This is a genomic window from Novosphingobium sp. PY1 (genome assembly GCF_017312445.1).
In the GTDB taxonomy this organism is placed as follows: domain Bacteria; phylum Pseudomonadota; class Alphaproteobacteria; order Sphingomonadales; family Sphingomonadaceae; genus Novosphingobium.
Map to the genome: position 1 here is coordinate 1 of NZ_BLTI01000014.1, position 24,835 is coordinate 24,835.

The window sequence follows — 24,835 nt, forward strand, 5'->3', positions numbered from 1 at the left end:
AAATCCTACCCCCGCAACCAACCATCTACGACCAAAGCCCCCAGCGCCCACGCGCCGGGGGCTTTGTCGTTTACAGCCCGCTACCCTGGCCTCCGCCGCTGCGCCTTGCGCAAAATCCAGCATCCGAAACAGCTCGCCGTGCAGCTCCAGGCAGCCATGCTTGCCACCGCGGTTGTCGCCGCCAGGGACCACTACTGCCTCGATCAGAGCGCGGATCGTGTTCTTCGAGCCAATCGCCTCGCGCGCGGCGAGGTGCTCCTCCAGTTGGGCAATGGCGGTGCGATAGACGGCCTCATAGGTCGCCGGCAGGCGGATGACGGTGCGCTCAGGCTGAACTGGCTACTCAATGGTGGCCAGTCGCAGCAGCAAAAGGACTAGGTGGTCAGAGGACGAACCTGAGCCTCGGCGAAGTCCTTGTCGTCCTTTGCGAGTCCGACAAGCAGGCGAGCTGGCTTGAAACGTGCGCCATGCATGGCCTCAAGCTTACGCAAGCTCTCGACAATTCGTGCAAGCCCGTAATGTTCCGCCCATGCCATCGGGCCGCCGGTGTGTGCCGGCCAGTTGTAGCCGAGCACCGCCGCCACATCGATATCCGAGGCGCGGAGCGCGATGCCTTCTTCGAGGATGTGCGCGCCTTCGTTGACAACAGGGCAGAGCAGCCTTGTCAGAAGTTCCTCATCGCTCACTTGGTCAGAGCCTATCACACCCTTTTCGCGCGCGACTGCAGCGATCGTGGTTTCGGTCAATTTGGAGGGTAAAGGGCGGTGCTTCCCGTCATAGTCGTAATATCCCGATCCGCTTTTAAGTCCGAGGCGTCCTGCGGCGACGAGATCGCCCATCACGGTACGCTCGCTCGCGCCGCGACCCACGACGTCGAGACCGACCATATCCATCATCTGGAAGTGACCTATGCCGAAGCCGTAGTCGGTGAGCACTTTGTCGATTCGCTCGATGGGAATACCTTCAAGCATCATAATTTCGGCCTCAGCGCCGCGCGGAGCCATAAGTCGGTTGGCAATGAAGCCGTCGCACACGGCGCTCAGAACCGGGACTTTGCCGATGTGCCGGGCGAGCGACATTGTTGTCGCAACGTTCTCTGGCTTGGTTCGCGTTGTGCGCACGACCTCAACCAGCCGCATTACGTTAACAGGGGAGAAGAAATGCAGGCCAAGCACACGCTCGGGCTGGCTTGTCGCATCGGCGATGGCGTCGAGGTCCAGAAACGAGGTATTCGATGCGAGTATTGCATCCGGGGCGGCGAGCGCATCGAGTTGAGCGAACAGGTCGCGTTTCAACGCGAGATCCTCGAACACCGCCTCGATCACAAAATCCGCATCGCGCAGTGCTGTGAGGTCGAGTCGCGGCGAGAGTAGGGACATGCGTGTCTCGACCTCATCCGCGGACATGCGACCTTTCTGAGCACTTGCCTCGTAATGGCGGCGGATGTTGGAGCAGCCGCGTTCAAGTGCGGCTTTGGAAGTTTCGACGAGCGTGACGGGCAGTCCCGCATCGAGGAAGGTCATCGTAATGCCCCCCCCCATAGTTCCTGCGCCGATAACGCCGATCGAGGCGACGGGGCGCTGCGCCGTGTTGGGCGGCAGGTCGGGAACGCGCGTAGTCTGTCTCTCTGCGAAGAAAAGATAGCGGAGTGCTTCAGATTGGTGGCCTTCTGCAAGCGCAAGGCATAGTTGCTGTTCGTGAGCGAGACCCTCTTCGAAGGGCAACGAAAGCGCAGCACGCACGGCAGCACCAATCGCAGTGGGTGCATCGAGTCCCCTGAATCGATGCGCGTTCTTGATGAAGAACCTGTCGACCAGTTCTGGATCCTTGCGGTCGACTTCGAGCATGTCCTCGCGGTCCCGTACCCGCGGTGTACGAGCGCCTTCCGCAACGACATTGCGAGCGAAAGCAACTGCTTCCATCACGAGATCCTGGCCCGGTAGGACGGCATCGAGCAACCCGATCGCCAGTGCCTCCTCCGCCTTGACCTGGCGTCCGCTGGTCATGATTTCGAGTGCAGCGCAAGCGCCAACCAGGCGGGGCAGGCGCTGCGTCCCACCGGCACCAGGCAAGATGCCGAGTTTGACTTCGGGCAGTCCCACGCGGGCCGAGGGAACGGCCACCCGATAATGGCAGGCGAGCGATAGCTCGAAGCCGCCCCCCAGCGATGTGCCGTGGATTGCGGCAATAACCGGTTTGGCGGAATCTTCGATAGCGCTGAACAGTTCGGGAAAGCCAGGTTGCGCGATTGGCCTGCCAAATTCGTTAATGTCGGCTCCCGCCACGAAGGTACGGCCAGCACAGTGAATGACCGCTGCATCGATTGCCGGATCGGCAAGCACTGCTTCCAACTCGGCAAGGAGTCCGGCGCGCAAAGCATGCGAAAGAGCGTTAACCGGTGGATTGTCGAGCGTGATCACTGCCACTCGATCGACAGTGACGCTGGTCGCCGGCCCCGTCACGACGCCTTGCCCCCGATTTCCTCGCGACGGCGCGTAACGCATTCAACTGCGATTGTGGCCATGGCCTTCTTGTCGAGCTTACCCGTGGCGGTCACTTCCATTTCGTCGACCAGGACGAGGTGTTCGGGCCATTTCTTGCGCGAGACGCCCGCCTCGCGCATGTGGGCCAATACAGCGGCGAGATCGAGCTCGCTTGCGCCCGGACGCAAGCGGCAAACGGCGCAAGCCTGTTCTCCGAGCTTGCGCTCCGGCACGGCCACGACGGCCGCCTCGGCAATCGCAGGATGGCGCAGCAGGACAGCCTCGATCTCCGCAGGATCGATGTTGAAACCGCCGCGGATGATCTGATCCTTGATCCTGCCGACAACGCGGATGTAGCCGTCGGCATCGCGCACGATTTCATCGCCGGTAAGATAGTGACCGCTCGGCGTCATACGCTCTTGTCCGGCACCGAGCCCCTGCGCATAGCCGAGGAAAAGCGAAGGGCCGCGGACCCCGGCCTGCCCACGGGTGCCACGTGGCAGAGCCGCAAGGTCTTCGTCGAAGGCCTCCTCGTCGGTTCCCGCGAAGGGCAGACCGTCGTAGACTTGGCGCCTTTCCAGCGTATCCGCCGGGCGAGTAGAGGCATGCCCCATGCATTCGGACATGCCGAACATGCGCAAGACTTTCAGGCCGAGAATGGCGTTAGCGTCTGCAATCAGTTCGGCAGTCATGGCACTGCCACCTACGGCCATGGCCCGCAGCGGCAGGGTACCGTGCCATTCGCCCATGCGCGCAGCCTCTACCATCGTGAACAGGTGTGTCGGAACGGCGATGGCCCAACCGCAATTGTGCCGTTCGGCGCGGCGCAATGCTTCGGCCGGTACCCAGGGGTCGACGAGGACGAGGGGATGGCCGAGCGAGAGCGCAAAGTGCGCCGTGAAGGTGAAGCCCGGTGCGCTGTCGAGCGGGACGATGCCAAGGATCGCATCGTCCGGTTCGAGTGCTGCAATCGAGGCACAGGCGCGTGTGGCGTAGTTGAGCGCACCGGGCCCGTGCATGACTCCCTTGGGCACGCCGGTGCTGCCCGAAGTGAAACCAATCAGCACGCACGACGCATCGCGTGGGTCCGCGGATCGGGGCGCAGAGACTGCTTCCACGACCACCGCCTCGGGGCCATCGCCAGTGACGCGCGCAACATGGCCGAGAAGTGCTTCGAGCTGCGCCAAGTCTCCTGCTCCCAGCTTCGGAGAAACTGGACAGAACACGGCTTCGAGACGCGAGACGGCGAGTGCCGCGGCGATCGTTGCCGGTGTCTTGTGCGCAACGACAAGGACGCGGCTGCCTGCGCTGACACCGGCGGCGGAAAGCCGCGCGGCGATCTCTTCGGCCAGCGCGGCTATTTCCTCGCGCCGCCAGACCCTATCGTTGCAGTCGACCAATGCGGCTTTGGTCGGCGCTGCTGCGCTGAGCGAGGCGAACTGTGGCCAGAGCCTGGATTCGTCCCAAGCGAAAGGGGTGTGGCCGCTGTGCTCAGGCAATGGATTGGCCTCCGTCTACGAGGTAGGTCTGGCCGGTGATGAAACTACCTGCATCCGAAGCAAGCAGTGCGAGCGCTCCGCAGACTTCTTCAGGGCGGCCGAAGCGGCGTAGCAGGATGCCCGCCCGGGTCTTTCCCTGGGTCGCAGGGTCGAGTGTCTCGGTCATGCCCGTCTCGATTGATCCTGGCGCGATGGCGTTCACACGAATGCCGTGGCCGGCCCACTGCGCCGCCAGGTCGCTTGTCAGGTGGACGATCGCGGCCTTGCTGGTGGTGTATGGGACAACTTGACCGGCATCGGGCTGGTAGGAAAGGAATGCACCGACGGAGGCGACGTTGACGATAGAGCCGCCGCCGTTCCCGATCATGTGGCGTGCGGCGTGACGGCATGCCAGGAACGTGCCGGTTACATTGACATCGATCACCTTTTGCCAGCCCTTGAGCGGAATATCCTGCGGCAGCCCCCACCAAGAGGCACCGGCGTTGTTGATCAGGATGTCCAGGCCGCCCAGTCTTTCAATCGCTTCGGCAATCGCCGTTTCGACCGAGGGCTCATCTGCGATATTGCACGCAAGGCCAATCGCCTGGACGCCGAAGCGTTCGGAGATCCGGGCGGCAAGTGCGGCGCAATCCGTTTCGGTACGCGAGGCCAGCGCGACACTGCAGCCTAGGTCCGCCAGAGTCGCCGCCATCGCTTCGGCGAGCGCGCCGCGCCCGCCGGTGATGAGGGCACGCTTGCCGTCGAGTCGGAAGCGCCGCGTCGCAAATCCTGGAGAGAAATCAATCATCGGTCACTTCCACCGTCTGTTCCGGCGAGCAGATCAACCTCATCGGTGAGCAGGATGATTCGCCGTCCTCCCATCCCTTTGGTCTGACGGGTGGCGATCTTCCACTCTTCCGATGCAAAGGCAGCATCAAGCGCTGCCTGGTCCGGAAAAGTCAGGACAGCATGGCCGTCCCAGCCTGGAGCCTCGGGATTGTCGAAGTCCGTCTTCACCACTCCGTGGCGGTAGGCGACGAGACCCGGCAGGACCCTGGCGGCGTCGGCATGCGGGCCGCGCCACCAGGCAGTGAACTGGTCCTGTGTCCAATCGCTAGGCCGGCTGGCCAGGACGACCATGCTAACAGGCATGGCTTATTTACCCGTCCAGACGGGCTCACGCTTCTCGAGGAACGCAGCAACGCCTTCCTTCGCGTCCGCCGAATGATGGACGACATTGCAGGTCATTGTCTCGAGCGTGATGAGCGAGTTGGTATCGGCGTCCATGCCGCGGTTGACGGCCATCTTGGTCATCCACATGCAGAACGGGCTCTTGTCGATTAGCGGAGCACAGAAGTCCTGGATCAGCTGGTCGAGCTGGTCTGCAGGGGCCGAGGCGTTGCAAAGGCCCCACTCGACGCATTCCTTGCCTGAAAGCAATTTGCCGGTGAGCATCAGTTCCTTCGATTTGCGCATGCCGATATAGCGCGGCAGGCGATAAATCGGGCCGGCGCCGCCGAACAGCGCGCGGCGGATGTGGAAGTCGCCGATCTTGGCTTCGTCGGCGGCAATGCCGAAGTCGCAGGAGATGAAGAGCTCGAAGCCGCCGGCTACCGCGTAGCCTTCGACGCAGGCGATCGTCGGCTTTTTCATGTTGTAAATCTTGTCGTACGTGCGTGCCGAATCGATGGCGAGCTGCAGCGAGGTGCTGGTCTCGTGCAGGACCGGGCCGACGAGCTGCCCGAGGTCGGCGCCGGCGCAGAAGGTGTTGCCGCGGCCGCGGAATACGACCGCAAGGACCGAGTCGTCTTCTGCGGCCCTGTCGACGGCTGCCTCCAGTTCGCGAAGAAGCTGCGGGCTGACGCAGTTCTTTACGTGTGGGCGATTGAGCCAGATCGTGCAGATGCCGTTATCGGCGACTTCGTACTGGATGACGTCTTTCTCGGGTTCCATCTTTCTTCTCCGTAACAGTTTAGTTTTTATCGATGATTGGTTGGTTTCCTCAGCAGGCGATCCCCCCTTCCTCTGGAGGGGCGAGCATGCCCCCAACGGCCATCCAGGCAGCGATTCCCGCGGCCGGAACTGCGCAAAGCACCGCTTCGGCAATCTCGGCGTCGGTAGCTCCCGCGTTGCGGGCGCCGCGTACATGGGTAGCGGCCATCGGGCTGTAGCCAGCGGCCAGTATGGCGAGCAGAAGGAGCTCTCCATACTTGGGAGTAAGAGGATTGGCGTCGATGCTGCCCCGGCGCATCAGGTAATAGCCGTCAGCTGCGCGCGGACAGAGCCGAAGCAACTGCTTGAGCGGGGGCGGGACATTGCCGAAGTAGGAGACGAAGTTTTCCTGGGCTTCGCCGGGAGCGGCTTCGGGCAGGGGTTTCGGATCATGCTGGGGCGGGGCACCGTAAACTCTTTCGAGAATCGAAGAGAAGTCTTGCGCTGCAGCTTCGCCACGCAAACTTGCCAGTACGATTAACCCAGAGACAGCTTCGTCGAGCTTCAAACCGAGACCGGCACCGCGAACCAGTTCGCGTTCAGCCAGGACGTGATGGCGTCGATCTATTGCCGCCACCGCCGCGAATAGTGCCTTGTACAGGGCAGGCACTGCACCGTCGGTGTCGACTACCTCGCGGAAGGCAGAAAACCCGGCGAGGGTATATGGCGCCACGTCTTGCAAGAGCGCGTTCTGCAGCAATGGACTTATTGTCATGTCGTTCCTCTCTTGCCTCCTCAAATGCTCGACCGACTGGTCGGGCGTCAACCGAAATTTTTTTCACTAACCAAATTGACAGCCGAACGGTCGGTCGATTAATTACCACTCGACCGGTCGGTCGAATGTACCGTATGGGTTTGGCCATCAGCGAACCAACCGCAGTGCGTGGGAGAGAAGAAAAGTGGACTTCGGGCAATCTGCCAATTCGGTCGCGTGGATGGAGCGCGTGCGCGCCTTTATGGACGAGCACATCGTACCTGCCGTTCCGATCTACCACAGCCAGCTCGCCGAGATTGACCGTTGGGCCGAGGTGCCGCCAATCTTCGACGAACTCAAGGCTAAGGCGCGAGAAGAGGGGCTGTGGAACATCTTCATGCCGCCCAGCGAGCATGATGATGAGTATTTTACCAGTGTGGGGCTCTCCAATGTGGAGTATGCACCCATAGCGGAGCTCATGGGGCGCATTTCGTTCGCAAGCGAAGTGTTTAACTGCATGGCACCGGATACGGGCAACTTCGAAGTCCTGCACCGCTACGGTACGCATGAGCAGAAGGCACGCTTCATGGTTCCGCTGCGCGACGGGGAAACCCGGTCGGCCTTCCTCATGACCGAGCCTGCCGTTGCCTCCTCGGACGCGCGAAACATTCAGACGGATATTCGCCGGGAAGGCGATGAATACGTGATCAACGGCCGCAAGTGGTGGTCATCCGGTGCAGGTCATCCGCGCTGCGACTTCTTCATCGTGATGGGCAAGACCGATCCGGAGGGAGAACCTTATCGGCAGCAGTCGATGGTCCTCGTTCCGCGCGACACGCCGGGCGTTACGCTCGTGCGTTACCTGCCGGTCTTCGGTTACGATCACGCGCCGCACGGCCACTTCGAAGTTGCCCTCGAGAATGTGCGGGTACCCGTTGAAAACATTCTCGTGGGAGAGGGCGCCGGCTTCGAGATTGCGCAGGGGCGATTGGGGCCGGGTCGCATTCACCACACGATGCGGAATATCGCGTCGATGGAAGTGGCGCTCGAAAAGACCTGTAGGCGTCTGCTTTCGCGCCGCACTTTCGGGAAAGCTATCGCAGAGCATTCGGTCTGGGAGGAGCGCATAGCGCGCGCGCGCTGCGAGATCGAAATGTCGCGCCTCCTCTGCCTCAAGGCGGCGCACATGATGGACACTGTCGGTAACAAGGCGGCTCGCGCGGAAATCGCGATGATCAAGATTGCCGCGCCCAAGATTGCCCAACGCATCGTCGACGAGGCGATTCAGGCTCACGGCGGTGGCGGCGTCAGCGACGATTTCGGTCTCGCCGAACTCTACGCCAACACCCGCATCGTTCGTCTGACCGACGGCCCCGATGAAGTTCACGAACGCCAACTGGCTCGGCTTGAACTTCGCAAGTACCGGGAGACTTCCCAGTGAGCGCATCGCCCGCAAATGTAAGCAAGGCAGAGGCGATGATCGGGAGCACTCACGCCGTCGCCGCAAATGCGGCGTTCGACGAGGTGCGCCTGGTTGCTTATCTCGAGGGAAGGATCCCCGGGTTTTCGGGGCCGATCAAAGTCGAGCAGTTCGCTGGTGGCCAGTCGAACCCGACGTACCGGCTTACTACATCAGATGCTCAGTACGTGCTGCGGCGCAAGCCAGCCGGCGTCCTTCTCAAGTCGGCGCACGCGGTCGACCGGGAGTTTCGCGTGACGCGCGCCTTGTTCGAAGTGGGCCTGCCGATTGCCGAGCCACTGGTGCTCTGCGAAGACGACGATGTTATCGGCACGATGTTCTTCGTCATGCGCTACGTGCCGGGTCGCAGCTTCTGGGATCCCATGATGCCGGGTCTCGATCCGGCAGAGCGTGCAGCGATCTACGATTCAGCGAACGAGACGCTCGCCCGCCTGCACATGGTCGACTTTGCGGCTCTCGGTCTTTCGGATTACGGGCGCCCTGGCAACTATTTCGCGCGGCAGATTTCGCGCTGGTCGCGTCAGTATGAATCTTCGCGCACGCAGAACATTCCAGAGATGGACCGGTTGATCGAGTGGCTACCCACGGCGATTCCCGATACGGGCGATACGACCGCGATTATCCACGGCGACTTTTCCTTCCATAACCTGCTGATCCATCCGACTGAGCCGCGTGTCTCGGCAGTCATCGATTGGGAACTCTCAACTCTCGGCGACCCACTGGGCGACCTGACCTACCACATGCTCGAATGGTTTCGGCCGGCGGGGGTCGATGTGCGCGGTACACTCAAGGGCGCGGACCTCGCCGCACTCGGTATCCCTAATGCCGACGAATATGCCCGCCGCTACTGTGAGAGGACGGGGCTCAAATCCGACCCGACGGCGCCGTTCTATGAGGCTTTCAACCTCTTTCGCGTCGCCGCGATCCTGCAGGGCATCGCGGGACGTGCGCGCGACGGTGTGCAAACCGCAGAGAATGCGCAGGAAGTCATTACTCGCATCGAACCGCTCGCACGTGCCGCCTGGCACGCAGCGAGGGAGGCTGGCGCCACCTGATGAGCTCGGCTTCCAGGAAACACAATTAACAGAAGTGCACATACAAAGGCATTTGGGGAGAGGTTGATTATGAAGCAGCATAACTTCGTTCGGATCGCATTGCTTTGCACGACAGCCGGACTCGCATGTTCGCCAGCAGCCGCGCAGACGGCGCCGCAGGATGGACCGGCTGGCGAGGTCTCGGCAAAGGCGGTGGAGGAAATCGTTGTCACGGCGACGCGGCGCGCTGAAAGGCTGCAGGACGTGCCGATCGCCGTCAGCGCGGTGAATGCGGAGCAGATTCAGGCGCAGCGCATCGATAACTTCGCCTCGATGACGCGCATTACGCCCGGACCGACGTTCGTTCCGGTGAAGGGAACCTCGACGACGACATTCCAGATCCGCGGCAAATCGACGACCAATGACGCGCCAGGGCTTGAAACTCCCGTCGGCGTTTACATCGACGACATCTATTATGGTACCTTGGCCTCCTTCGACACGAACCTGTTCGATGTCCAGCAGGTCGCCATTCTGCGCGGTCCTCAGGGCACCACGTTCGGTCGCAACGCCGTCGGCGGTGCGGTGCAGATTACAAGCAATCCGGCGCAGCTCGGCCGAAACGATGGTCGGATCACGATGACTGGGCTCGTGAACGATGCCGGACAGCCAGGCATTGAGACCGACGGTTACTTCAACGTCGCTCTCAATGAAAACCTGGCGGCTCGATTTGCCTATGGCATCAAGAACAACGGCGGCTACCAGAAGAACCTCACGACCGGCCACTATCTCGACGATAACAAGGTCCAGAGCGTGCGCGGCTCTCTTGCATGGCAGGCTTCGGATTCGCTGAAGGTTTCGGCGAGCGCGTCCTATACGCACCGTGGCGGATACGGCAGCGGTGCAGTGATCGTCGGTCCCGGTGCGCTGGCAGCCCAGGTGCAAGCGGCGAACGGAGGGGACTTGCACAAGACCCTTCTCGATACCGACGGCTCGACGCGGCGCGACTTGTTTGCCGGCATTCTCAAGCTGGATTACGAGACAGGCATCGGAACCATTACCTCGATCACTGGCTATCGCTGGATGGATGCGGCGTTCATTGAGGATGCCGACGGGGGGCCGTTGCCGCTCAATACACCTTCAATCAATTATAACAACGAGAGCCAGATCAGTGAAGAGGTTCGCTTCACGTCGAATTGGGGTGGCCCCTTCAGTCTGCTCGCGGGGGTCTATGTCGGCTACGAGAACCTCTATAAGGGCATTCAGTTCAATTTCGACGGGACGTATCCAGAATCCTACCTTTCGGTCCTGACCAAAGGTGCGTTGGCCTCGCAGCTCGTCGAAGGGCGCATCCACAATTTCAGCGTCGGACCCTTCGTCGAGGGCAAGTACAAGCTTACCGACCAGCTTTCGCTGACTGCGGGCGTGCGCTACGCCTACGAGAAGAAGGACGGTTATACCCGGCACACCGGCTCCTCTCCGTTCTATGGGGCCCCATTCTTCACCGAGCTCGGCAAGGGCGGGGCGACGAATTCATGGTCGGCATTCACTCCGCGCTTCATCCTCGACTACAAGCCGGCGCGTGACATTTCGTTCTACGCCTCAGCGTCGAAGGGCTTCCAGGGTGGCGGGTGGGTGCTGACCGCGCCCAATGAGATCAAGGCGCAAGTGCCCCTCAAGGCTGAGACGACATGGAGCTACGAAATCGGCACCAAGTCGTCGTTTTTCAACAACCTGCTGACTGCCAACATCGCGGCCTATATCGCCGATACCAAGAATCTGCAGGTCCGCTCCCTCGTCGATGGTGTCCTTACCGACAGCAACGCTGGCAGTGAGCGCGTCAAGGGCGTCGAGGTCGAGACAAAGCTCAACCCGGTTCAGGGGCTGTCGATCGGAGCCAATTATGCGTACACCGATGCTTATTACTCCACTTTCCAGGGTTGCGCAGCAGGAGGGGCCGACTGCAGCGGGAACCAGGTTCCCTTCACACCGAAGCACGCCTTCACCGCCATGCTGGATTACACGAAGGAACTGGATAGCGGCGCGCGCATCACGTTCCATTTCGACGACAAGTGGGCCAGCGCGTACCAGCTGGTGGCGACCAATGCGAACCAGATCGGCGTTCCCTATACCAAGCAGAAGAACGTCGGGAACGTCTCGATTTCATACTCGCCGCCGAGTGGGGCCTGGGACATCCGTCTGTGGAGCACGAACGTCTTCAACAAGACTTATGCGGCCAACGGCCTCAATTACTACTTCTACCAGCTTTCGCCCTCGGAAGTTGCCGCAACTCCAGCCGCTCAGCGAGACGTCGAAAGGCTGGCCATCGCGCCATCGCGTGTAATCGGAATTACATTGAACGCACGTTTCGGTCAGTGATCTTGGCTTAAGGTCCGGGCGCAGGGGATGAATACTCTTGCGACCGGACACGCCGAACAGATAAATGATTTGGGAAGAAGGACCGAAATGCCGCATAGCGACCATGTATCGTCCGTGCGAAACCGAAGGGTCGCTCTGCTCGTCCTGCTGCTGGTCTCAATCTTCAATTACGTCGATCGGACCATAATCTCGATCCTGCAGGTGCCGATCAAGCGCGACCTGGCCTTGAGCGATGCGCAGCTCGGGATGATGACCGGTCTTGCCTTCGCGCTTTTCTACTCCACGATGGGCGTGCCGATCGCACGGCTTGCCGACCGTTTTAACCGCAAATATGTCATTGTCGCCTCGCTTGCCCTGTGGAGTGCGATGACCGCGCTCGGAGGCTTCAGCTGGAGCTTTACCTCGATCGTCTTCTTCCGCATCGGGGTGGCGTTGGGTGAGGCAGGCAGCATTCCCGCAAGCCATTCCGTCATCGCAGATTATTACGAACCCGCCCGGCGCGGCACCGCCCTTGCATTGTGGGGGATGGCCCTTCCGATCGGCGTAATGCTAGGCTACCTATCCGGGGGGTGGATCGCACAAGCCATTGATTGGCGCGCCGCAATGTGGATTATCGGTGGCACGGGCCTGTTGTTGGCGCCGATATTGCTCGCCCTGCTGAAGGAGCCGCCCCGCGGGCGTTTCGATATTGGTTCGGAGGTCGAGCTACCCGGACTACGGCAAGGCTTCGCGATCATGCTGGCGCGGCCGAGTCTTCTGTTTCTCTTCGCGGGCGGCGCACTCAATAACTTCGTACTTTCGATCGCGCTGAACTGGAACGCACCGTTCTATGCGCGCCTCCACCATATGTCGCTGGGCGAAGTGGCAACGGCGCTTGCATTCATGGTGGGCCTGGGCGGTGGCGCCGGTATCCTTGCCGGCGGTTGGGTCACGGATCGCATTGGCCAGAAGCGGCAGGCCCGCAAGCCGATCATCATGGCGCTGGTGGCCATGGCCGTGTGTCCTGCAACGCTTCTGCAAGTTCTTTCTCCCTCGCTCGAGGTCTCGTTGCTCGGCAGCGCGTTCGCGGTGTTTTTCCTGTTCTTCTACTACAGCCCTATCATTGCGCTTTGCCTTGCTCTCGTTCCGCCCGGCATCCGGGCCTTCACGACCTCGGTGCTGCTTTTGACGGTCAACATCGTCGGTTTGGGATTGGGGCCCTGGCTTGCCGGTTTGCTGAGCGACACGATCGGGGGTGAAGAAGGGCTCAGGGTCGCCATGGCAGCGTTCTCCTTCGTTGCTATCGGTGCGGGAGGCTGCTTCCTTCTCGCTGCTCGCACTTATACGCGGGATCTCTCGCGCTGATCCGACAGGGAGCATTGGTCCATGGCCAGAACCACGAGATCGATCCCTTTGCTCGGTGCGCTCGTTTTGTCAGCCTGCGTCCAGCCGCCTCACAATGCGACCCCCACCCAGACACAGGTACTTGCCGCTCAGCCGGTCTCTCTGGTCGGCGCTGAGACGACCGAACAGATCTTTTCCGGTGAGAGCATGGATCCTTATGTACTCGCCTTGCGCGCTACGGTGTGGGGGTATCCGCTCGTACGGGCCGCCCAGTTGCGAGTGAAGGCCACTCAACCGGAGCACCCTTTCTCCCAAAGGCCTGCCACGCTTGCGACGGCGCCGCTCAACCGCCTTGGTCGTGCCCGCGCTCTTGCCGACCCCAAGACGCGCATCGGCGTCGCGCCCAACAACGATACCCTTTACGTTCTGGCATTCCTCGACACTGACGAGGGGCCATTCCTGCTGCGAACTCCCGATTTCGGTGCGCGCTACTATACCTTCCAGTTCGGGGAGGCCGACAGTTCGACGCAGTACTCCTACGGCCAGTCAACGCATGGAGCGAAGCTGCCGCAGATCGCGGTTGTCGCGCCGAAATACATGGGACCGATCCCGCGAGGCGCACTCGTCGTACGTAGCCGGCAGCGCTACATGATGATCGCAGGCCGCATATTGGTAAACGGCGAGGCGGATCTGCCAGCGGTGCACGCGCTCCAGGACAGGATTGAGTTGGATCGCTGGCTCGGACCGGATCGGATCGAGAAGGCGCCAGTCACGGCACAGCGGGTGTTGCCAGGTGGCCTCGTTGCGGACCCCGAGCCATTTGACTTTCTAAGCGATCTTGGCGCGGTGCTGCAGGATTGGCTCCCCGTGCCTCAGGACGCGAAGATTATCGCGCCGCTCGCCCGAATAGGTCTGACGCGTGAGAACGGCTTTCTACCGTCCCTTCTCGACGAGGCGGAGCGCAATGCGGTTGAGCGCGGGGTAACCGATGGTTTCGCCGTGATCCGTGCCAAGACAGCGAATCTGGGCGAGCTTTCACGCGGATGGTCGACGAGCTTCGCCGGCTCACGTTTCGGAGGCGATTACCTTCTGCGTGCTGCCGTCGCGATGGATCAGATCTACGTCAACGACAAGGACGAGGCGCTTTACCCTGTCGCGCATTTCGACGGCGACGGTGCGGCGCTGGATGGTCGCAAGGATTATGTGATCTGCTTCGCGAAGAACCAGCTGCCACCGGTAGGCGCGTTCTGGTCGATCACCATGTACTATGCCAAGGGATTCCTCGTCCCGAATTCCATGCAACGCTATTCGATCGGAGACCGAACACCGGGTATTCGCTACGGAGCGGACGGCTCGCTTCGCATCTACGTCCAGAGCGAGAACCCGGGGCCCGGGCGCGAAGCAAACTGGTTGCCCGCGCCTCGAGAGGGGTTCATGCTGATGATGCGGTTATATCGGCCCTTGCCGCCTGCGGCCAAAGGCCAATGGCATCCGCCTGCGATCATGCCGGTGGAAGAGGTTGACCCGGCCGCTTGCCCTGCAGGCTGACCTCTGCCGGCCTCAGGCCGCGTCTTGCAGAGCCAGCCTGTCCCAACCCGTCGCTGCACCGCCGTCGCTGCGCGTCAGCACGAGTACGCGTCGCAAAGCCCGTCCGACGGCCAGTTCGTCGGTTACTCCCATACCGCCATGGAGTTGCACCGCGTCCTCGGCCAACCCTTGTGCCGCCTCGGCGATGAAGGCGCTGGCCATGGCCGAATTGCGAACGAACTGGCCCGCATCGCTCAGCGCTGCGCGCAGCAGCAAGGAACGGGCTTGTTCCAGCGAGATATAGAGCCGGGCGCAGCGGTGCTGGATTACCTGAAAGCTGCCGATCGGCTTGCCGAACTGCAGGCGTTGCCTGACGTAATCGACGGTCAGGCCGAGCAGCGTCTCCATCGTGCCCACAAGTTCGGCGCTCGCGGCGATGCCTGCCAGTGCATGCGCTCGTTCGAAGTCGCCAGAAGCATGGGATAGGAATTCGGCCTTTGCATCCCCGACCTCGAGGTTCGCCGCAAGGCTCCCGTCGGCGAGGCGAACGGGCGTGCGTTGTACGCCGGGTGCGTCGGCCTCGATCAGCGCCAGCTCTCCAGATTCGAGCTGCAGCAGAAAGCCCGATGCTGTCATGCCGTCGCGCACAAGGCCTATCTTGCCCGTTACCCGTCTATCCTGCCGTCTCCCGCCCTGCGCGTATCCGAAGGTTGCTTCGCCCGAAGCGATCGCTTCACCCCAATGGCCGGCCGATTCGCCGCTTGCGCCCGCGCCGATCAGTGCGCCGGCCATTACTACGCCCTGAGCGAGCGGGGTTATGGCAAGCGCGGTGCCGAAGGCTTCGGCTGCAAGCATGACGTCCTTTGCTGCGCCGCCCATTCCACCCATGCTCTCCGGCAGGAGAAAGGCGAAGAGCCCCAGCTCGCCCAGCGCCAGCCAGTCCGCCTTCGGCATAGGGCCATGCGCCAGGCCAGCGCTCTCGCCCCGATCGGAGAGAAACCGGCGCAACATGTCGCAGACCATGGCCTGCTCTTCACTGGGTGCGAAATTCATGGCTTCACAGCGCCTCGATCAGCGTGGCGTTGGCTATCCCACCACTTTCGCACATCGTCTGCAGGCCATAGCGTTTGCTCCGGGCCCGCAGTGCATGGATCAAGGTCGTCATGAGCTTGGTGCCGGTCGCACCGAGCGGGTGGCCGAGCGCGATCGCGCCGCCGTGGATATTGACCTTCGCAAGGTCGGCGCCGAGCGCCTTGGCCCAGGCAAGCGGAATCGAGGCGAAGGCCTCGTTCACCTCGAACAGGTCGATATCGCCGAGCGAAAGCCCGGCCCGCTGAAGCACGCTGCGCGTTGCCGGGATCGGTTCTTCCAGCATGATGACCGGGTCGCCTGCGGTGACCGCCATGTTCACCACTCTTGCAATTGGCGTGAGACCATGTGCCTTGACCGCTTCGGCAGACGCGACAAGCACACCTGAGGCGCCGTCGCAGATCTGACTTGCCGTCGCGGCCGAAAGCGTTCCCTTTCCGCCGATCAGCTTGACCTGCGCGAGCGACTCCATGGTGGAATCGGCGCGTATCCCTTCGTCGGTTTCGTGGATACCGCTTGTGCCGTCCTCCGCTTCGTAAGCGATCGGGACGATTTCCTTGGCGAAAGCGCCGTTCTGGGTTGCGGCGGCGGCGCGGCGATGGCTTTCAAGCGCGAAGGCATCGTGATCCTCACGCGTAAAACCGTATTTGTCGGCAATCAGCTGTGCGCCGGCGAACTGGTTGAACGCGGGCACGCCGAAGCGCTCCTTGATCGCGGGTGAGAAAGGATCGGCATTGATGCCACCGGCTTGTGCCAAAGTGATTGCCGACCCCATCGGGACGCGCGTCATGCTTTCGACACCGCCCGCGACAACTAGATCCTGCATGCCCGACATGACGGCCTGCGCGGCGAAATGCAGTGCCTGCTGCGAGGAACCGCACTGGCGATCGATTGTCACACCGGGCACACTCTGTGGCAGGCTGGAGGCCAGCACGACGTTGCGAGCGAAGGCAAAGCACTGCTCGCCTACCTGGCTGACACAGCCGATGATCACATCGTCGATCGCGGCGGGATCGACTTCGGCATCGGCAACGAGAGCGTCGAGTACGGCGGCGCCCAGGTCCGCTGGGTGCCAGCCGGCAAGACGGCCATTGCGGCGGCCCCCGGCGGTGCGGCGGGCGGAGACGATATAGGCTTCAGGCATGGTCTCTTCTCTTTCTTATGGTGTCTTGTCAGGTCAAAGGCCGAGCGCGGCCTTGGCAATGATGTCCAGCTGGATTTCGCTCGTTCCGCCGAAGATCGACCAGGCCCGGGCATTCAGATAACGCGCGGCAGCGGCCTGGGCCTCGGCGCAGGCGATGGGCGCGGTTGCCCGCTCGCCGTAGAGCGGGCGCTCGGCCGGCAGCTGAAGTCCTGCCAGGCCGAAGGCGTCGACCCCCAGAGTCTCGAGCTCCTGGCGAATTTCGGAAGCTATCAGCTTTGTTGCAAAGGTACGCGGCCCCGGCTTTGCTCCGCCCTCGAGTTCGACCAGTGTGCGAAGTTCGGTGAGTTCAAGTGCACAGGCTTGGGCCTCTATGCGGGCAGCACGCAATGCAAGTGTGGCGGGCAGGGGAGGCGCCGCTTCGCGCAGCCGGCTCAAGTCTGCCAAAAGTTGAGGCGCGAAGGTTGAGCCACCGCGTTCATTTTCCAGCAGGAACTTGGCAATGGTCCAGCCTTGGCCCTCTTCGCCGATGCGATTGGCGACGGGCACCCGGACTTCGTCGAGGAAGACTTCGTTGAGCTCATGATCGCCCGAAGCCGAGAGGATAGGACGGACCGAGATGCCGGGGCTCGTCATGTCGATGAGCAGGAAGCTGATACCCGCTTGAGGCTTCACCTCGAAGTCGGTGCGTACAAGGGCAAATAGCCAGTTCGCGTACTGGGCCTGGGTGGTCCAGATCTTCTGGCCGGTCACGACGTATTCATCGCCCTCACGCACCGCTCTGGTGCGAAGGCTGGCCAAGTCCGAGCCCGAGCCGGGTTCCGAGAAGCCTTGGGCCCAGACGTGCTCGGCGCTCCTCAGGCGAGGAAGGTAATACGTTTTTTGCGCCTCGGTGCCGAAAGTGTAGAGCACGGGGCCGACGAGTTTCAGGCCCATGCCCGGCAGGATTGGCGCACCGGCTTCGGCACATTCCTTTTCGAAGATCCAGCGTTGGATCGGGCTCCAGCCAGGGCCTCCGGCGGATGCTGGCCAGTGGTAGACGAGCCAGCCCTTTGCATCGAGAATAGCCTGCCATTCGCGCGCGATGTCGGGTTCGGCGAAGACTCCCGTTGTAAGCGCTGCTCCGCGCTTGAGGTCGTCCGTCAGCGCTTGGGCGAGAAAGGCTCGGACTTCATGACGGAAGGCTTCCTGAAATGGTGTGAGTGACAGGTCCATAATCAATCTCAGCGTTCGAGGATCGCGACGGCGGAAACGCCCGGCGCGCCATAGACGTGGCTGTATCCGAGCCGCGGTCCCTGTCCGTCACGACCGGCGACCTGGCGCGCGCCAGCGCGGCCGGTAAGCTGGACGAAGTTCTCGTAGACCTGGCGCAGGCCAGATGCACCGATTGGCTCACCGCATGCCAGGCAACCGCCATCCGTATTGACCGGAAGTGCGCCGTCGATGCGGGTGCGTCCCTCGGCAATCCACTTGCTCTGCTCGCCATCGATGCAGAAGCCGTTTTCGGCCATGTGCATGATCTCTGCGCCTGCCTCGGTGTCCTGTAACTGAGCGATGTCGATGTCCTCAGGCCCCACACCAGCCATCTCGTAGGCAGCTTTCGCGGCGAGCGTGGTGGGAGAGCCTCCGCGTTCTATGTCGAGCCCCGGGCTGAATACCTCGAAGGACCCGGGCGGGCGCGTGCGGACGGCCGCAGCCCGGAGCCTGACGAACGGCAGTCCCATTGCTTTCGCGCGCTTTTCGCTGGCGAAGACGAGCGCTACGCCGCCTTCTGCTGGCGAGCAGAACATGAATTTGGTGAGAGGGTCGCTCACCATGGGCGAGTTCAGAATGGTCGTACGATCGACCGGCTCGCGCCGCCAGGCATGGTGGGCGAGCGCTCCGTTTGCGAAAGCCTTTTCGGCGACCGCCCCAAGCGTGTCGGCGGCTATGCTATAGTTCGCCATGTAGCGCTGAATCTTCATCGCGAAAAACTGCGTCGTCAGCATGAGACCTGTTTCGCCGTACCAATCGGGTAATCCCCAATCGGCTGGTAATGGCGAGAAGGAACCGCGCGGGTGCTTGTCGAAGCCCACTGCGATGCCAAGGTCGAACTGCCCCGACTGGATCGTGTTGTATGCGCCGAACATGGCCGATCCGCCGGTGGCACAGCCGTTGGCGACATTGATGAAGGGCAGGCCGGTCAGACCAAGCTCGGAAACCATTGTGTCGGCATTGCCGGCTTCGTCCGAACCGCCATAGGCAAACTGTACCTGGCTCCATTCGAGTCCCGTCGCGGCGAGGGCCTGGCGCACGGCATAAGCCCCTTGTTCAAGTCCGGAGCGTTCTGGCGTGCGACCGAAAGGGTGGATGCCGGCGCCGATGATGCACACTTCCGTCACGTGGCGCTCCCTTCCATGGGTGCGAATGCAAAGGTTGTGCGCCTCTCGCCGCCAGCCAATTCGAAGCTGAGAGGCACGAGCCGCATCGGCATACCGAGGTGTAACGCGTCGAAGGCGACGTCGGTCAGGCGGGTCTCAAGAATCAGCGCACCATCGAGCTCGACATAGCCGACGGCATATGGCTCGAAGGTGTCTGACCCGGCATAGGGCGGCGACTTTGGCCGGAAGCGCTGTACGGTCCAGGACCACAGCCTCCCTTCGCTTGGCAGGACGACATGCTCGTAGCGCGCGTCGGCGGCTATCTTGGGCGGAAATACGATACGGCCGCTTGCGATTTCGCGCGAGGCGGCAAGGGCAATTTTGCCGCCAATCTCGACAATTATCTCTGAATCGATGGGCGGTGCTGGACTTGTTGGCATGAGTGCTCTCCTGCCAATAGGCCTATCGCCCAGAACTCCGATTGGCTTCTGACCATTGCGACAGAAGGCGTATCTTCCCCCTCGCCGGAAGGCTCGTTCGGCTAGCGCAACATCCCGAGAAATCCGAGTTGGGCAGCCTTGAAAAGCGTCTGGTCGCGATTGACCGCATCGAGCTTCACCGATGCCGAGCGGATGTGGAACCGCACAGTCGTGCGTTGCAGCCCGAGGATGATGCCGATCTCGTCATTGGTTTTGCCGGCTGCGGCCCAGCGCAGGCATTCAACTTCGCGTTTGGTAAGAGAAACCGGATGAGGGCCGGCGGACCTGGTCCAATTCAGCTTGACGTAGCAACACACGAATGCGCGAGCGAGTTCCCCGACCTGGTCGGCATAGGCATATTGTGCCGAAAGGTCGTCTTCAAATGGGTCGTGCGAAAGGAAGCTAGCCGCAGCGATTTGTCCGAACGGCAGATGGATCGGTACCACGAGCGCGGCGCGCGTCAGTGCGCGAGCTTCGAAATCGGTGCGGTCGACCAGATCAAGAAGGGGGTTGGGCAGGCGCGTGCGAAAGCCCTCGGCATTGCACCAGAAAGGCTCGGCTTCCACCCGACATGCGAGTGCAAGTGGCGAGGTCAGGGCAAGTTGCGGTGCTTCCCACCAGCGCGGTTCGTCGTTTCGGAAACCGAAGACTTCGGTAGCGAGTACGGCGCCACTGCTGTCGCGCATTGGTTCACGCACAGCGATATTGTGCGTTATCGCCGTGCGCAGTCCGCAAATGTCTTCGACCGCGAAACGCAGTGTCGTGGCCGCTTTGCGAATGCCGTCCACGCTGTCGAACCGGACGTCGGACACCTGCTTGTTAGTCATCGCGATCCCGCACGCCTGTCAGCGTCGGCACAATCCCTCGAAAAACGGCCTGCACAGGGCATCGGCGACATCCTCAGGCTTTCTCTTTTTGGCGACCTGAGGATACCACTTGTAGGCCCAGTTGCACATGCCGAGAAAGCCGTAAACGGTCAGGACCGGATCGCACTCTATGAAGTGCTTGGATTCAATGCCCCTGGCGATGATGGACTGGATGCGGTTGAAATAGTCCTGACGACGCGAGCGTATTTCTTGCCTTTGCGGGCCTTCAAGGTCCGTGTAGTGATCCATGAAAGCGCGAACGTAGCCGGGATGTTCGGCGATTTCGCGCAAGATGTCGATGCAGGCCAGCCGAAGAAGGCGGGACGGTTCAATCGAGGGATCGCTTGCGTCGAGCCCATCGATCAGCGCGGTTATATGCGCATCGTGAATGGCATATAGAATCGCCTGCTTGCTCGAAAAATAGTGGTATAGCGTCGGCTTGCCCAAGCCCACTTCGTCGGCGATCATCTGCATGGACGCGCCGTGGTAGCCAACCTTGTCGAACAGGCTGGCGCAATGTTTCAGGATCTCATTGCGCTTTTCATCGTGCGCTTCAGTTGTCTGTCGCTTCTTTGTATTTTGCCGTGGCATGTCCGGTGTTCTCGCCCTTTCACCGCATTGGACTGTAATCCGCCGCGTCGTTCGTCATCCAATTCTGCGGGCGTTTGCCGCAATACGAGCCATAGTCTCCCAAACCAGAAGATCACACTCTTGCCAAGCATGTTCTCGACCGACTGATCGGTTGTGTATCGCTACAAGCCCGATTCGACCGGCTGTCTCGCCTTTCCGTCGCCCAAATGGTCAGTTCGACGATCTGATGTCGATCGCTAAGGCGGACCGGTTCGAGTTTAACCGACAGCTGAATGGCGGGCGTGTCGCCTATCCATCGCCGTGCGGGCAAGGGAGAGAGTGAATGGTCGATCTTAACGGGAAGGTGGCTCTGGTAACCGGCGCGAGTTCCGGCCTCGGACGCCATTTCGCCAAGGTGCTGGCGGCACACGGCGCGCATGTCTTTGTTGCGGCGCGGCGGCTCGATGCACTTGCTGCATTGGCAGGAGAGATCGGCAGGGCGGGGGGCACCTGCGAGGCCCTGTCGCTGGACGTGACCGATTCGACCTCGGTGGAAAGCGCTTTCGCCGCCATCGCCGCGCGCGCGCCTGCTCCTCCCTCGATCCTTGTCAACAACGCTGGCGTCGCGCAGACTCGCGCTGCCCTGGACGTCGGACCAGAGGACTGGAATGCGGTCCTCGGGCCAAACCTCACCGGCGCATTCCTCGTCGCGCAGCAGGCCGCACAAGCCATGCGCGGGCATGGTGGCAGCATCATCAATATTGCCTCGATCCTTGGCGAGCGGGTGTCCAAGGGACTGGCTGCCTACGCCGCAAGCAAAGCTGGGTTGATCCAGTTGACCAAGGCGCTCGCGCTCGAGTGGGCGCCGCTGGGGGTCCGGGTCAATGCTTTGGCGCCCGGCTACCTCGAGACTGAATTGAACCGTGATTTCTTTGCCTCCGATGCGGGCCAGAGACTGATCGCGCGCATTCCGCAGCGCCGTCTCGGACAACTGGAAGACCTGGATGGACCGCTGCTGCTGCTAGCCTCGGAACAATCTCGCTACATGACCGGGTCGGTCATTGCTGTCGACGGCGGCCATCTGGTGAGTGGTCTTTAGGATAGAGTAATTCCGATCTCAGCGGTCAGGCGTCCATTGCTGTCGCGCCCACCACCCAGGCGGACAGCCCGCTGGTCGGAACTGCGCAGATTACCGCTTCGGCAATGGCTTCCTCGCTCGCACCGGCACGCCGTGCGCCGTTCATGTGCACTGAGGCCCAATTGCTGTAATCGGCAACGAGCACAGTCACGAGCAGCAGCTCAGCATGGTCGGATGCAAGCGCGGTGCCAGACAGTGTGCCTTCGCGCATGAGATAGTAGGCGTCAGCACCCAGCGGTTTGAGTTCGAGCAGTTTGGCGAGTGAAGGGGGCATTTCACCGAAGTAGGCGAGGAAGTTTGACTCCGCTGCGCCGGGCTCGACATCACGGACAACCTCATCCGGCACTTCGTCGGATGTGAGCGGGCCGAACAGCGTTTCGGCAATGCCATGGAAGCGCAATGCTGCCCCTTCGCCTCGCACACTAGACAGAATTGCGACGGCAGCCCCCGCCTCGGAGGCGTTGAGTCCAGCCTCGCGCGCCGCGGCAAGCTCACGCCGACCGAGCTCGACATAGCCCTTCACGCACGCTGCGCAAGCAACAAAGAGCAGTTTGATTCTCGCCGGAACTGCTCCGTCGGTCTCGATGATCGATCGCCATCTTTGAAAGCCTGCAACGGTCATTGGTGCATTGCAGCGCAGAACACCCAGAGCCGAGAGCTGTACTGCGGTCTCGACGCCGCTTGGTTCAACGCTGGTGACGGCGTCTGTCATGATTATCTCTCCAACTTAATAGACCGTCCGGTCGGTTGGGCAATGACTAAGCGTCGATAGACGGCTCGTCAATCGCCAGGGCGCGCTCCTTTTCTGATCAACCTCGCCTCTTTGATTCGGTGTCACCTTCATCATTGACGCCCGACTGGTCGGTCGATTAATGCTGAGGCGCATGGAGCGATGTCGCCGCAACGGCATTCCGACACAGTTTGAGCGATCGGACAAGCCGGACCGCGAGGGGATAGCAAGGAAGAGACATGAACGAGTTCGAAGGTAGGACCGCCGTCATAACCGGCGCGGGCAGCGGCATCGGCGCTGCGCTGGCAAAGCAAGCGGCGGGGCTCGGCATGCGGCTGGTCCTCGCAGACATCAACGCGGCTGACCTTGCCGGAGTCGCTTCCGGATTAAGCGTGACGCAATGCCTGACGCGGGTAGTCGATGTTACCGATCCAGAGGCTGTGGATGCCTTGGCGCACGATGCCTTTGCGCAATGCGGCGATGTCGCGCTCGTCTGCAATAATGCCGGCGTGGTTCCAGGCGGCCGTCACCGTATGGTCTGGGAATTTACGCCAGAGGACTGGCGCTGGGCCTTCGGCGTCAATGTCGATGGGGTGACCAATGGCATCCGCAGCTTCGTGCCACGCCTGATTGCCCAGGATAAGCCTGCGCATGTCCTAAACACGGCTTCGGTCGCGGGCTTTGTCAGCGGCTCTGGGTCTGCGGTCTACGGCGCTTCCAAACATGCTGTCGTTCGAATCACGGAGGCTCTCTTCGCGGGACTGCGCGAGGTTGGCGCGCCGATCGGCGTAACGATGCTGTGTCCCGGACTCGTGGCGACGCGCATCTATGATGCCGAGCGGTCGAGGCCCGAGCATCTGCGTGCACGAGGCGGGCGCCCCGAAGAAGCACCAGAACTCCAGGCGATTGCAGATGATCTCTATCGCAGTGCCCCTTCGCCCGAGGCCGTTGCCGAACTTGCATTCGAGGGTATCCGTGCGAACCAGTTCTATGTCTTTACTACCGAGCGCTTCGACGCCGGTATTCGCGCCAGAGCGCAGTCCATCGTCGAGCGTGCCAATCCGACCTTCGAAAGTATCCTCGAACTCAGCAAGGATGACGTCGGCGTGCGCGACGCCGGAGTTGGAGTAGAAGCGTCGTGAACCGCTTCGAGGGGCGCATTGCACTCGTCACCGGTGCGGCTTCGGGGATTGGATTGGCCACTTGTGCGCGCCTCGCCTCGGAAGGCGCGCATGTGTTGCTGGCAGACCGCGACGCGCAGAAGCTTCCCGCAGCGCTCGCCGCGCTCTCGGGTGAGGGGCACGAGAGTCACGTCCTCGACGTGACCGAGGAGGCGGGCTGGCTGGCGCTGGCCAGGGTCATCGGCGAACGCCATGGGAGACTCGACGTGCTGGTCAACAATGCGGGCTATGGCAGCTTTGCGCCGATCGCCGATACGAGTCTTGAAACCTGGCGTGCAGTCATGGCGGTCAACATGGAAAGCATTTTCCTCTCGACCAAAATCCTGATGCCGCTTTTGGCCGCCTCGGGTAGCGGTGCCATCGTCAATGTCTCGTCCATTCGCGGTATCATCGCTGGGGTCAACACCGGGTCCTACAGTGCGTCGAAGGGGGCAGTGCGCATGTTCACCAAGGTCACCGCATTGGAATGTGCTGCAGCTGGAAACGGCGTGCGTGCAAACTCGATCCATCCCGGGCACACGACCACTCCGCTAACCGCCGAGGCTTATGCCGACCCCGTGATCGCCAGGCAATTGCTGGCAGACGTCCCGATGGGGCGTCCGGGCGAAGCCGAAGAAATTGCTGACGGTATCGCGTTCCTCGCCAGTGACGATGCGCGCTACATGACTGGCTCGGAACTTGTGGTCGATGGAGGCAAGTCCGCACAATGACTGTATTACAGACCAATTCCGCTGCCGTTTCCCGATACGCCCTCGACATGGCCGAGAGGGTGGAAGCCTTTGTGCGCGAAGTTGTGGTGCCTTACGAGAAGGACCCGCGCCGCGACCACCACGGTGCGCCGACCGACGAACTGGTGATGGAGATGCGCGGGAGGGCCCGCGATGCCGGGGTACT

23 protein-coding genes and 1 pseudogene are annotated in these 24,835 nt (G+C 61.8%); 10 read left to right on the forward strand and 14 right to left on the reverse strand.

All coding sequences use genetic code 11. The features are described 5' to 3' along the window. A partial coding sequence (locus J3474_RS19485) for a hypothetical protein (RefSeq protein WP_207095314.1) occupies nt 1–378 on the forward strand: 378 nt, incomplete at its 5' end. Here J3474_RS19485 and J3474_RS19490 read toward each other — a convergent pair. From J3474_RS19490 to J3474_RS19515, 6 genes are read right to left on the reverse strand one after another with little or no spacing between them, the layout of a single operon-like run. Continuing rightward, a complete protein-coding gene (locus J3474_RS19490; protein ID WP_242528500.1) occupies nt 375–2,504 on the reverse strand; it encodes a 3-hydroxyacyl-CoA dehydrogenase NAD-binding domain-containing protein in 2,130 nt (709 codons plus the stop codon). The two genes, J3474_RS19485 and J3474_RS19490, sit on opposite strands and share 4 nt — an antisense overlap. Beyond that, nucleotides 2,459–3,982, reverse strand: coding sequence for a class I adenylate-forming enzyme family protein (locus tag J3474_RS19495; RefSeq protein ID WP_207095315.1), 1,524 nt, complete (start codon nt 3,980–3,982; stop codon nt 2,459–2,461). Before J3474_RS19495 ends, J3474_RS19490 begins: the two co-directional genes overlap by 46 nt. Continuing rightward, nucleotides 3,975–4,769, reverse strand: coding sequence for an SDR family NAD(P)-dependent oxidoreductase (locus J3474_RS19500; RefSeq protein ID WP_207095316.1), 795 nt, complete (start codon nt 4,767–4,769; stop codon nt 3,975–3,977). Before J3474_RS19500 ends, J3474_RS19495 begins: the two co-directional genes overlap by 8 nt. Next, complete coding sequence (locus J3474_RS19505) at nt 4,766–5,113, reverse strand: EthD family reductase (protein WP_013832558.1); 348 nt, start codon at nt 5,111–5,113, stop codon at nt 4,766–4,768. The genes J3474_RS19500 and J3474_RS19505 overlap by 4 nt, the downstream gene beginning before the upstream one ends. 3 nt (nt 5,114–5,116) lie before the next feature. Next, the gene (locus J3474_RS19510; RefSeq protein ID WP_013832559.1) at nt 5,117–5,914 is read right to left on the reverse strand and encodes an enoyl-CoA hydratase/isomerase family protein; all 798 of its coding nucleotides are present in this window, start codon (nt 5,912–5,914) and stop codon (nt 5,117–5,119) included. Nucleotides 5,915–5,963: 49 nt separating this feature from the next. After that, on the reverse strand, nt 5,964–6,668 hold the full coding sequence (locus J3474_RS19515; RefSeq protein ID WP_207095317.1) for a carboxymuconolactone decarboxylase family protein: 705 nt from the start codon (nt 6,666–6,668) through the stop codon (nt 5,964–5,966). Between the two features lie 184 nt (nt 6,669–6,852). Here J3474_RS19515 and J3474_RS19520 point away from each other — a divergent pair, with 184 nt between their 5' ends. The 5 genes from J3474_RS19520 (at nt 6,853) to J3474_RS19540 (ending at nt 14,408) form a co-directional block, all read left to right on the forward strand. Next, nucleotides 6,853–8,088, forward strand: a complete 1,236-nt coding sequence (locus J3474_RS19520) for an acyl-CoA dehydrogenase family protein (RefSeq protein WP_013832561.1) — start codon at nt 6,853–6,855, stop codon at nt 8,086–8,088. A 35-nt stretch (nt 8,089–8,123) separates the two neighbouring features. Beyond that, nucleotides 8,124–9,182: a phosphotransferase family protein gene (locus J3474_RS19525; protein ID WP_207095318.1), complete on the forward strand. Its 1,059-nt coding sequence runs from the start codon at nt 8,124–8,126 to the stop codon at nt 9,180–9,182. Nucleotides 9,183–9,251: 69 nt separating this feature from the next. Beyond that, nucleotides 9,252–11,537 (forward strand): TonB-dependent receptor, encoded by a 2,286-nt coding sequence (locus tag J3474_RS19530; RefSeq protein ID WP_207095319.1) that lies wholly within the window; start codon nt 9,252–9,254, stop codon nt 11,535–11,537. Between the two features lie 87 nt (nt 11,538–11,624). Further along, entirely contained in the window at nt 11,625–12,881 is a 1,257-nt protein-coding gene (locus J3474_RS19535; RefSeq protein WP_013832564.1) for an MFS transporter, read from the forward strand. Nucleotides 12,882–12,902: 21 nt separating this feature from the next. Next, entirely contained in the window at nt 12,903–14,408 is a 1,506-nt protein-coding gene (locus tag J3474_RS19540; RefSeq protein ID WP_207095320.1) for a DUF1254 domain-containing protein, read from the forward strand. Between the two features lie 12 nt (nt 14,409–14,420). On the opposite strand, the gene J3474_RS19545 is transcribed toward J3474_RS19540, so the two are convergent. The 7 genes from J3474_RS19545 to J3474_RS19575 all read right to left on the reverse strand — a co-directional run bounded on the left by J3474_RS19545 (nt 14,421) and on the right by J3474_RS19575 (nt 20,913). Next, the gene (locus J3474_RS19545; RefSeq protein ID WP_013832566.1) at nt 14,421–15,440 is read right to left on the reverse strand and encodes an acyl-CoA dehydrogenase family protein; all 1,020 of its coding nucleotides are present in this window, start codon (nt 15,438–15,440) and stop codon (nt 14,421–14,423) included. 4 nt (nt 15,441–15,444) lie between these two features. Beyond that, on the reverse strand, nt 15,445–16,620 hold the full coding sequence (locus J3474_RS19550; RefSeq protein ID WP_207095321.1) for an acetyl-CoA C-acetyltransferase: 1,176 nt from the start codon (nt 16,618–16,620) through the stop codon (nt 15,445–15,447). A 33-nt stretch (nt 16,621–16,653) separates the two neighbouring features. Further along, complete coding sequence (locus tag J3474_RS19555) at nt 16,654–17,832, reverse strand: acyl-CoA dehydrogenase family protein (RefSeq protein WP_013832568.1); 1,179 nt, start codon at nt 17,830–17,832, stop codon at nt 16,654–16,656. 8 nt (nt 17,833–17,840) lie between these two features. After that, nucleotides 17,841–18,998 carry a thiolase family protein gene (locus tag J3474_RS19560; protein WP_013832569.1) on the reverse strand — a complete coding sequence of 386 codons (1,158 nt, stop codon included), beginning with the start codon at nt 18,996–18,998 and terminating at the stop codon, nt 17,841–17,843. Next, nucleotides 18,995–19,417 carry a Zn-ribbon domain-containing OB-fold protein gene (locus J3474_RS19565; RefSeq protein ID WP_013832570.1) on the reverse strand — a complete coding sequence of 141 codons (423 nt, stop codon included), beginning with the start codon at nt 19,415–19,417 and terminating at the stop codon, nt 18,995–18,997. Before J3474_RS19565 ends, J3474_RS19560 begins: the two co-directional genes overlap by 4 nt. Before the next feature lie 101 nt (nt 19,418–19,518). Continuing rightward, nucleotides 19,519–20,283 carry a helix-turn-helix transcriptional regulator gene (locus tag J3474_RS19570; RefSeq protein WP_013832571.1) on the reverse strand — a complete coding sequence of 255 codons (765 nt, stop codon included), beginning with the start codon at nt 20,281–20,283 and terminating at the stop codon, nt 19,519–19,521. Between the two features lie 18 nt (nt 20,284–20,301). Then, complete coding sequence (locus J3474_RS19575) at nt 20,302–20,913, reverse strand: TetR/AcrR family transcriptional regulator (protein WP_013832572.1); 612 nt, start codon at nt 20,911–20,913, stop codon at nt 20,302–20,304. A gap of 322 nt (nt 20,914–21,235) precedes the next feature. On the opposite strand from J3474_RS19575, the gene J3474_RS19580 reads away from it, so the two are divergent. Continuing rightward, nucleotides 21,236–21,991 (forward strand): SDR family NAD(P)-dependent oxidoreductase, encoded by a 756-nt coding sequence (locus tag J3474_RS19580; protein ID WP_207095322.1) that lies wholly within the window; start codon nt 21,236–21,238, stop codon nt 21,989–21,991. A 25-nt stretch (nt 21,992–22,016) separates the two neighbouring features. Here the strand turns inward: J3474_RS19580 and J3474_RS19585 are convergent, their stop codons facing one another. Next, entirely contained in the window at nt 22,017–22,742 is a 726-nt protein-coding gene (locus J3474_RS19585; RefSeq protein WP_013832574.1) for a carboxymuconolactone decarboxylase family protein, read from the reverse strand. Nucleotides 22,743–22,999: 257 nt separating this feature from the next. Here J3474_RS19585 and J3474_RS19590 point away from each other — a divergent pair, with 257 nt between their 5' ends. From J3474_RS19590 to J3474_RS19600, 3 genes and pseudogenes are all read left to right on the forward strand, one after another. Further along, nucleotides 23,000–23,902, forward strand: a complete 903-nt coding sequence (locus J3474_RS19590; protein ID WP_207095323.1) for an SDR family NAD(P)-dependent oxidoreductase — start codon at nt 23,000–23,002, stop codon at nt 23,900–23,902. Next, nucleotides 23,899–24,651, forward strand: a complete 753-nt coding sequence (locus J3474_RS19595) for an SDR family NAD(P)-dependent oxidoreductase (RefSeq protein ID WP_207095324.1) — start codon at nt 23,899–23,901, stop codon at nt 24,649–24,651. The genes J3474_RS19590 and J3474_RS19595 overlap by 4 nt, the downstream gene beginning before the upstream one ends. Beyond that, nucleotides 24,648–24,835: pseudogene (locus J3474_RS19600) on the forward strand (hypothetical protein); the annotation flags it as partial. The gene J3474_RS19595 and the pseudogene J3474_RS19600, both read left to right, overlap by 4 nt.

What these genes read in the sequence shown, in the direction of transcription:
- J3474_RS19575 (WP_013832572.1), bottom strand. Translation starts at nt 20,913, where the DNA reads ATGCCACGGCAAAATACAAAGAAGCGACAGACAACTGAAGCGCACGAT.
- J3474_RS19555 (WP_013832568.1), bottom strand. Translation starts at nt 17,832, where the DNA reads ATGGACCTGTCACTCACACCATTTCAGGAAGCCTTCCGTCATGAAGTC.
- J3474_RS19535 (WP_013832564.1), top strand. Translation starts at nt 11,625, where the DNA reads ATGCCGCATAGCGACCATGTATCGTCCGTGCGAAACCGAAGGGTCGCT.
- J3474_RS19540 (WP_207095320.1), top strand. Translation starts at nt 12,903, where the DNA reads ATGGCCAGAACCACGAGATCGATCCCTTTGCTCGGTGCGCTCGTTTTG.
- J3474_RS19530 (WP_207095319.1), top strand. Translation starts at nt 9,252, where the DNA reads ATGAAGCAGCATAACTTCGTTCGGATCGCATTGCTTTGCACGACAGCC.
- J3474_RS19525 (WP_207095318.1), top strand. Translation starts at nt 8,124, where the DNA reads ATGATCGGGAGCACTCACGCCGTCGCCGCAAATGCGGCGTTCGACGAG.
- J3474_RS19510 (WP_013832559.1), bottom strand. Translation starts at nt 5,914, where the DNA reads ATGGAACCCGAGAAAGACGTCATCCAGTACGAAGTCGCCGATAACGGC.
- J3474_RS19550 (WP_207095321.1), bottom strand. Translation starts at nt 16,620, where the DNA reads ATGCCTGAAGCCTATATCGTCTCCGCCCGCCGCACCGCCGGGGGCCGC.
- J3474_RS19505 (WP_013832558.1), bottom strand. Translation starts at nt 5,113, where the DNA reads ATGCCTGTTAGCATGGTCGTCCTGGCCAGCCGGCCTAGCGATTGGACA.
- J3474_RS19585 (WP_013832574.1), bottom strand. Translation starts at nt 22,742, where the DNA reads ATGACAGACGCCGTCACCAGCGTTGAACCAAGCGGCGTCGAGACCGCA.
- J3474_RS19580 (WP_207095322.1), top strand. Translation starts at nt 21,236, where the DNA reads ATGGTCGATCTTAACGGGAAGGTGGCTCTGGTAACCGGCGCGAGTTCC.
- J3474_RS19500 (WP_207095316.1), bottom strand. Translation starts at nt 4,769, where the DNA reads ATGATTGATTTCTCTCCAGGATTTGCGACGCGGCGCTTCCGACTCGAC.
- J3474_RS19490 (WP_242528500.1), bottom strand. Translation starts at nt 2,504, where the DNA reads ATGCGTTACGCGCCGTCGCGAGGAAATCGGGGGCAAGGCGTCGTGACG.
- J3474_RS19515 (WP_207095317.1), bottom strand. Translation starts at nt 6,668, where the DNA reads ATGACAATAAGTCCATTGCTGCAGAACGCGCTCTTGCAAGACGTGGCG.
- J3474_RS19570 (WP_013832571.1), bottom strand. Translation starts at nt 20,283, where the DNA reads ATGACTAACAAGCAGGTGTCCGACGTCCGGTTCGACAGCGTGGACGGC.
- J3474_RS19545 (WP_013832566.1), bottom strand. Translation starts at nt 15,440, where the DNA reads ATGAATTTCGCACCCAGTGAAGAGCAGGCCATGGTCTGCGACATGTTG.
- J3474_RS19565 (WP_013832570.1), bottom strand. Translation starts at nt 19,417, where the DNA reads ATGCCAACAAGTCCAGCACCGCCCATCGATTCAGAGATAATTGTCGAG.
- J3474_RS19590 (WP_207095323.1), top strand. Translation starts at nt 23,000, where the DNA reads ATGAACGAGTTCGAAGGTAGGACCGCCGTCATAACCGGCGCGGGCAGC.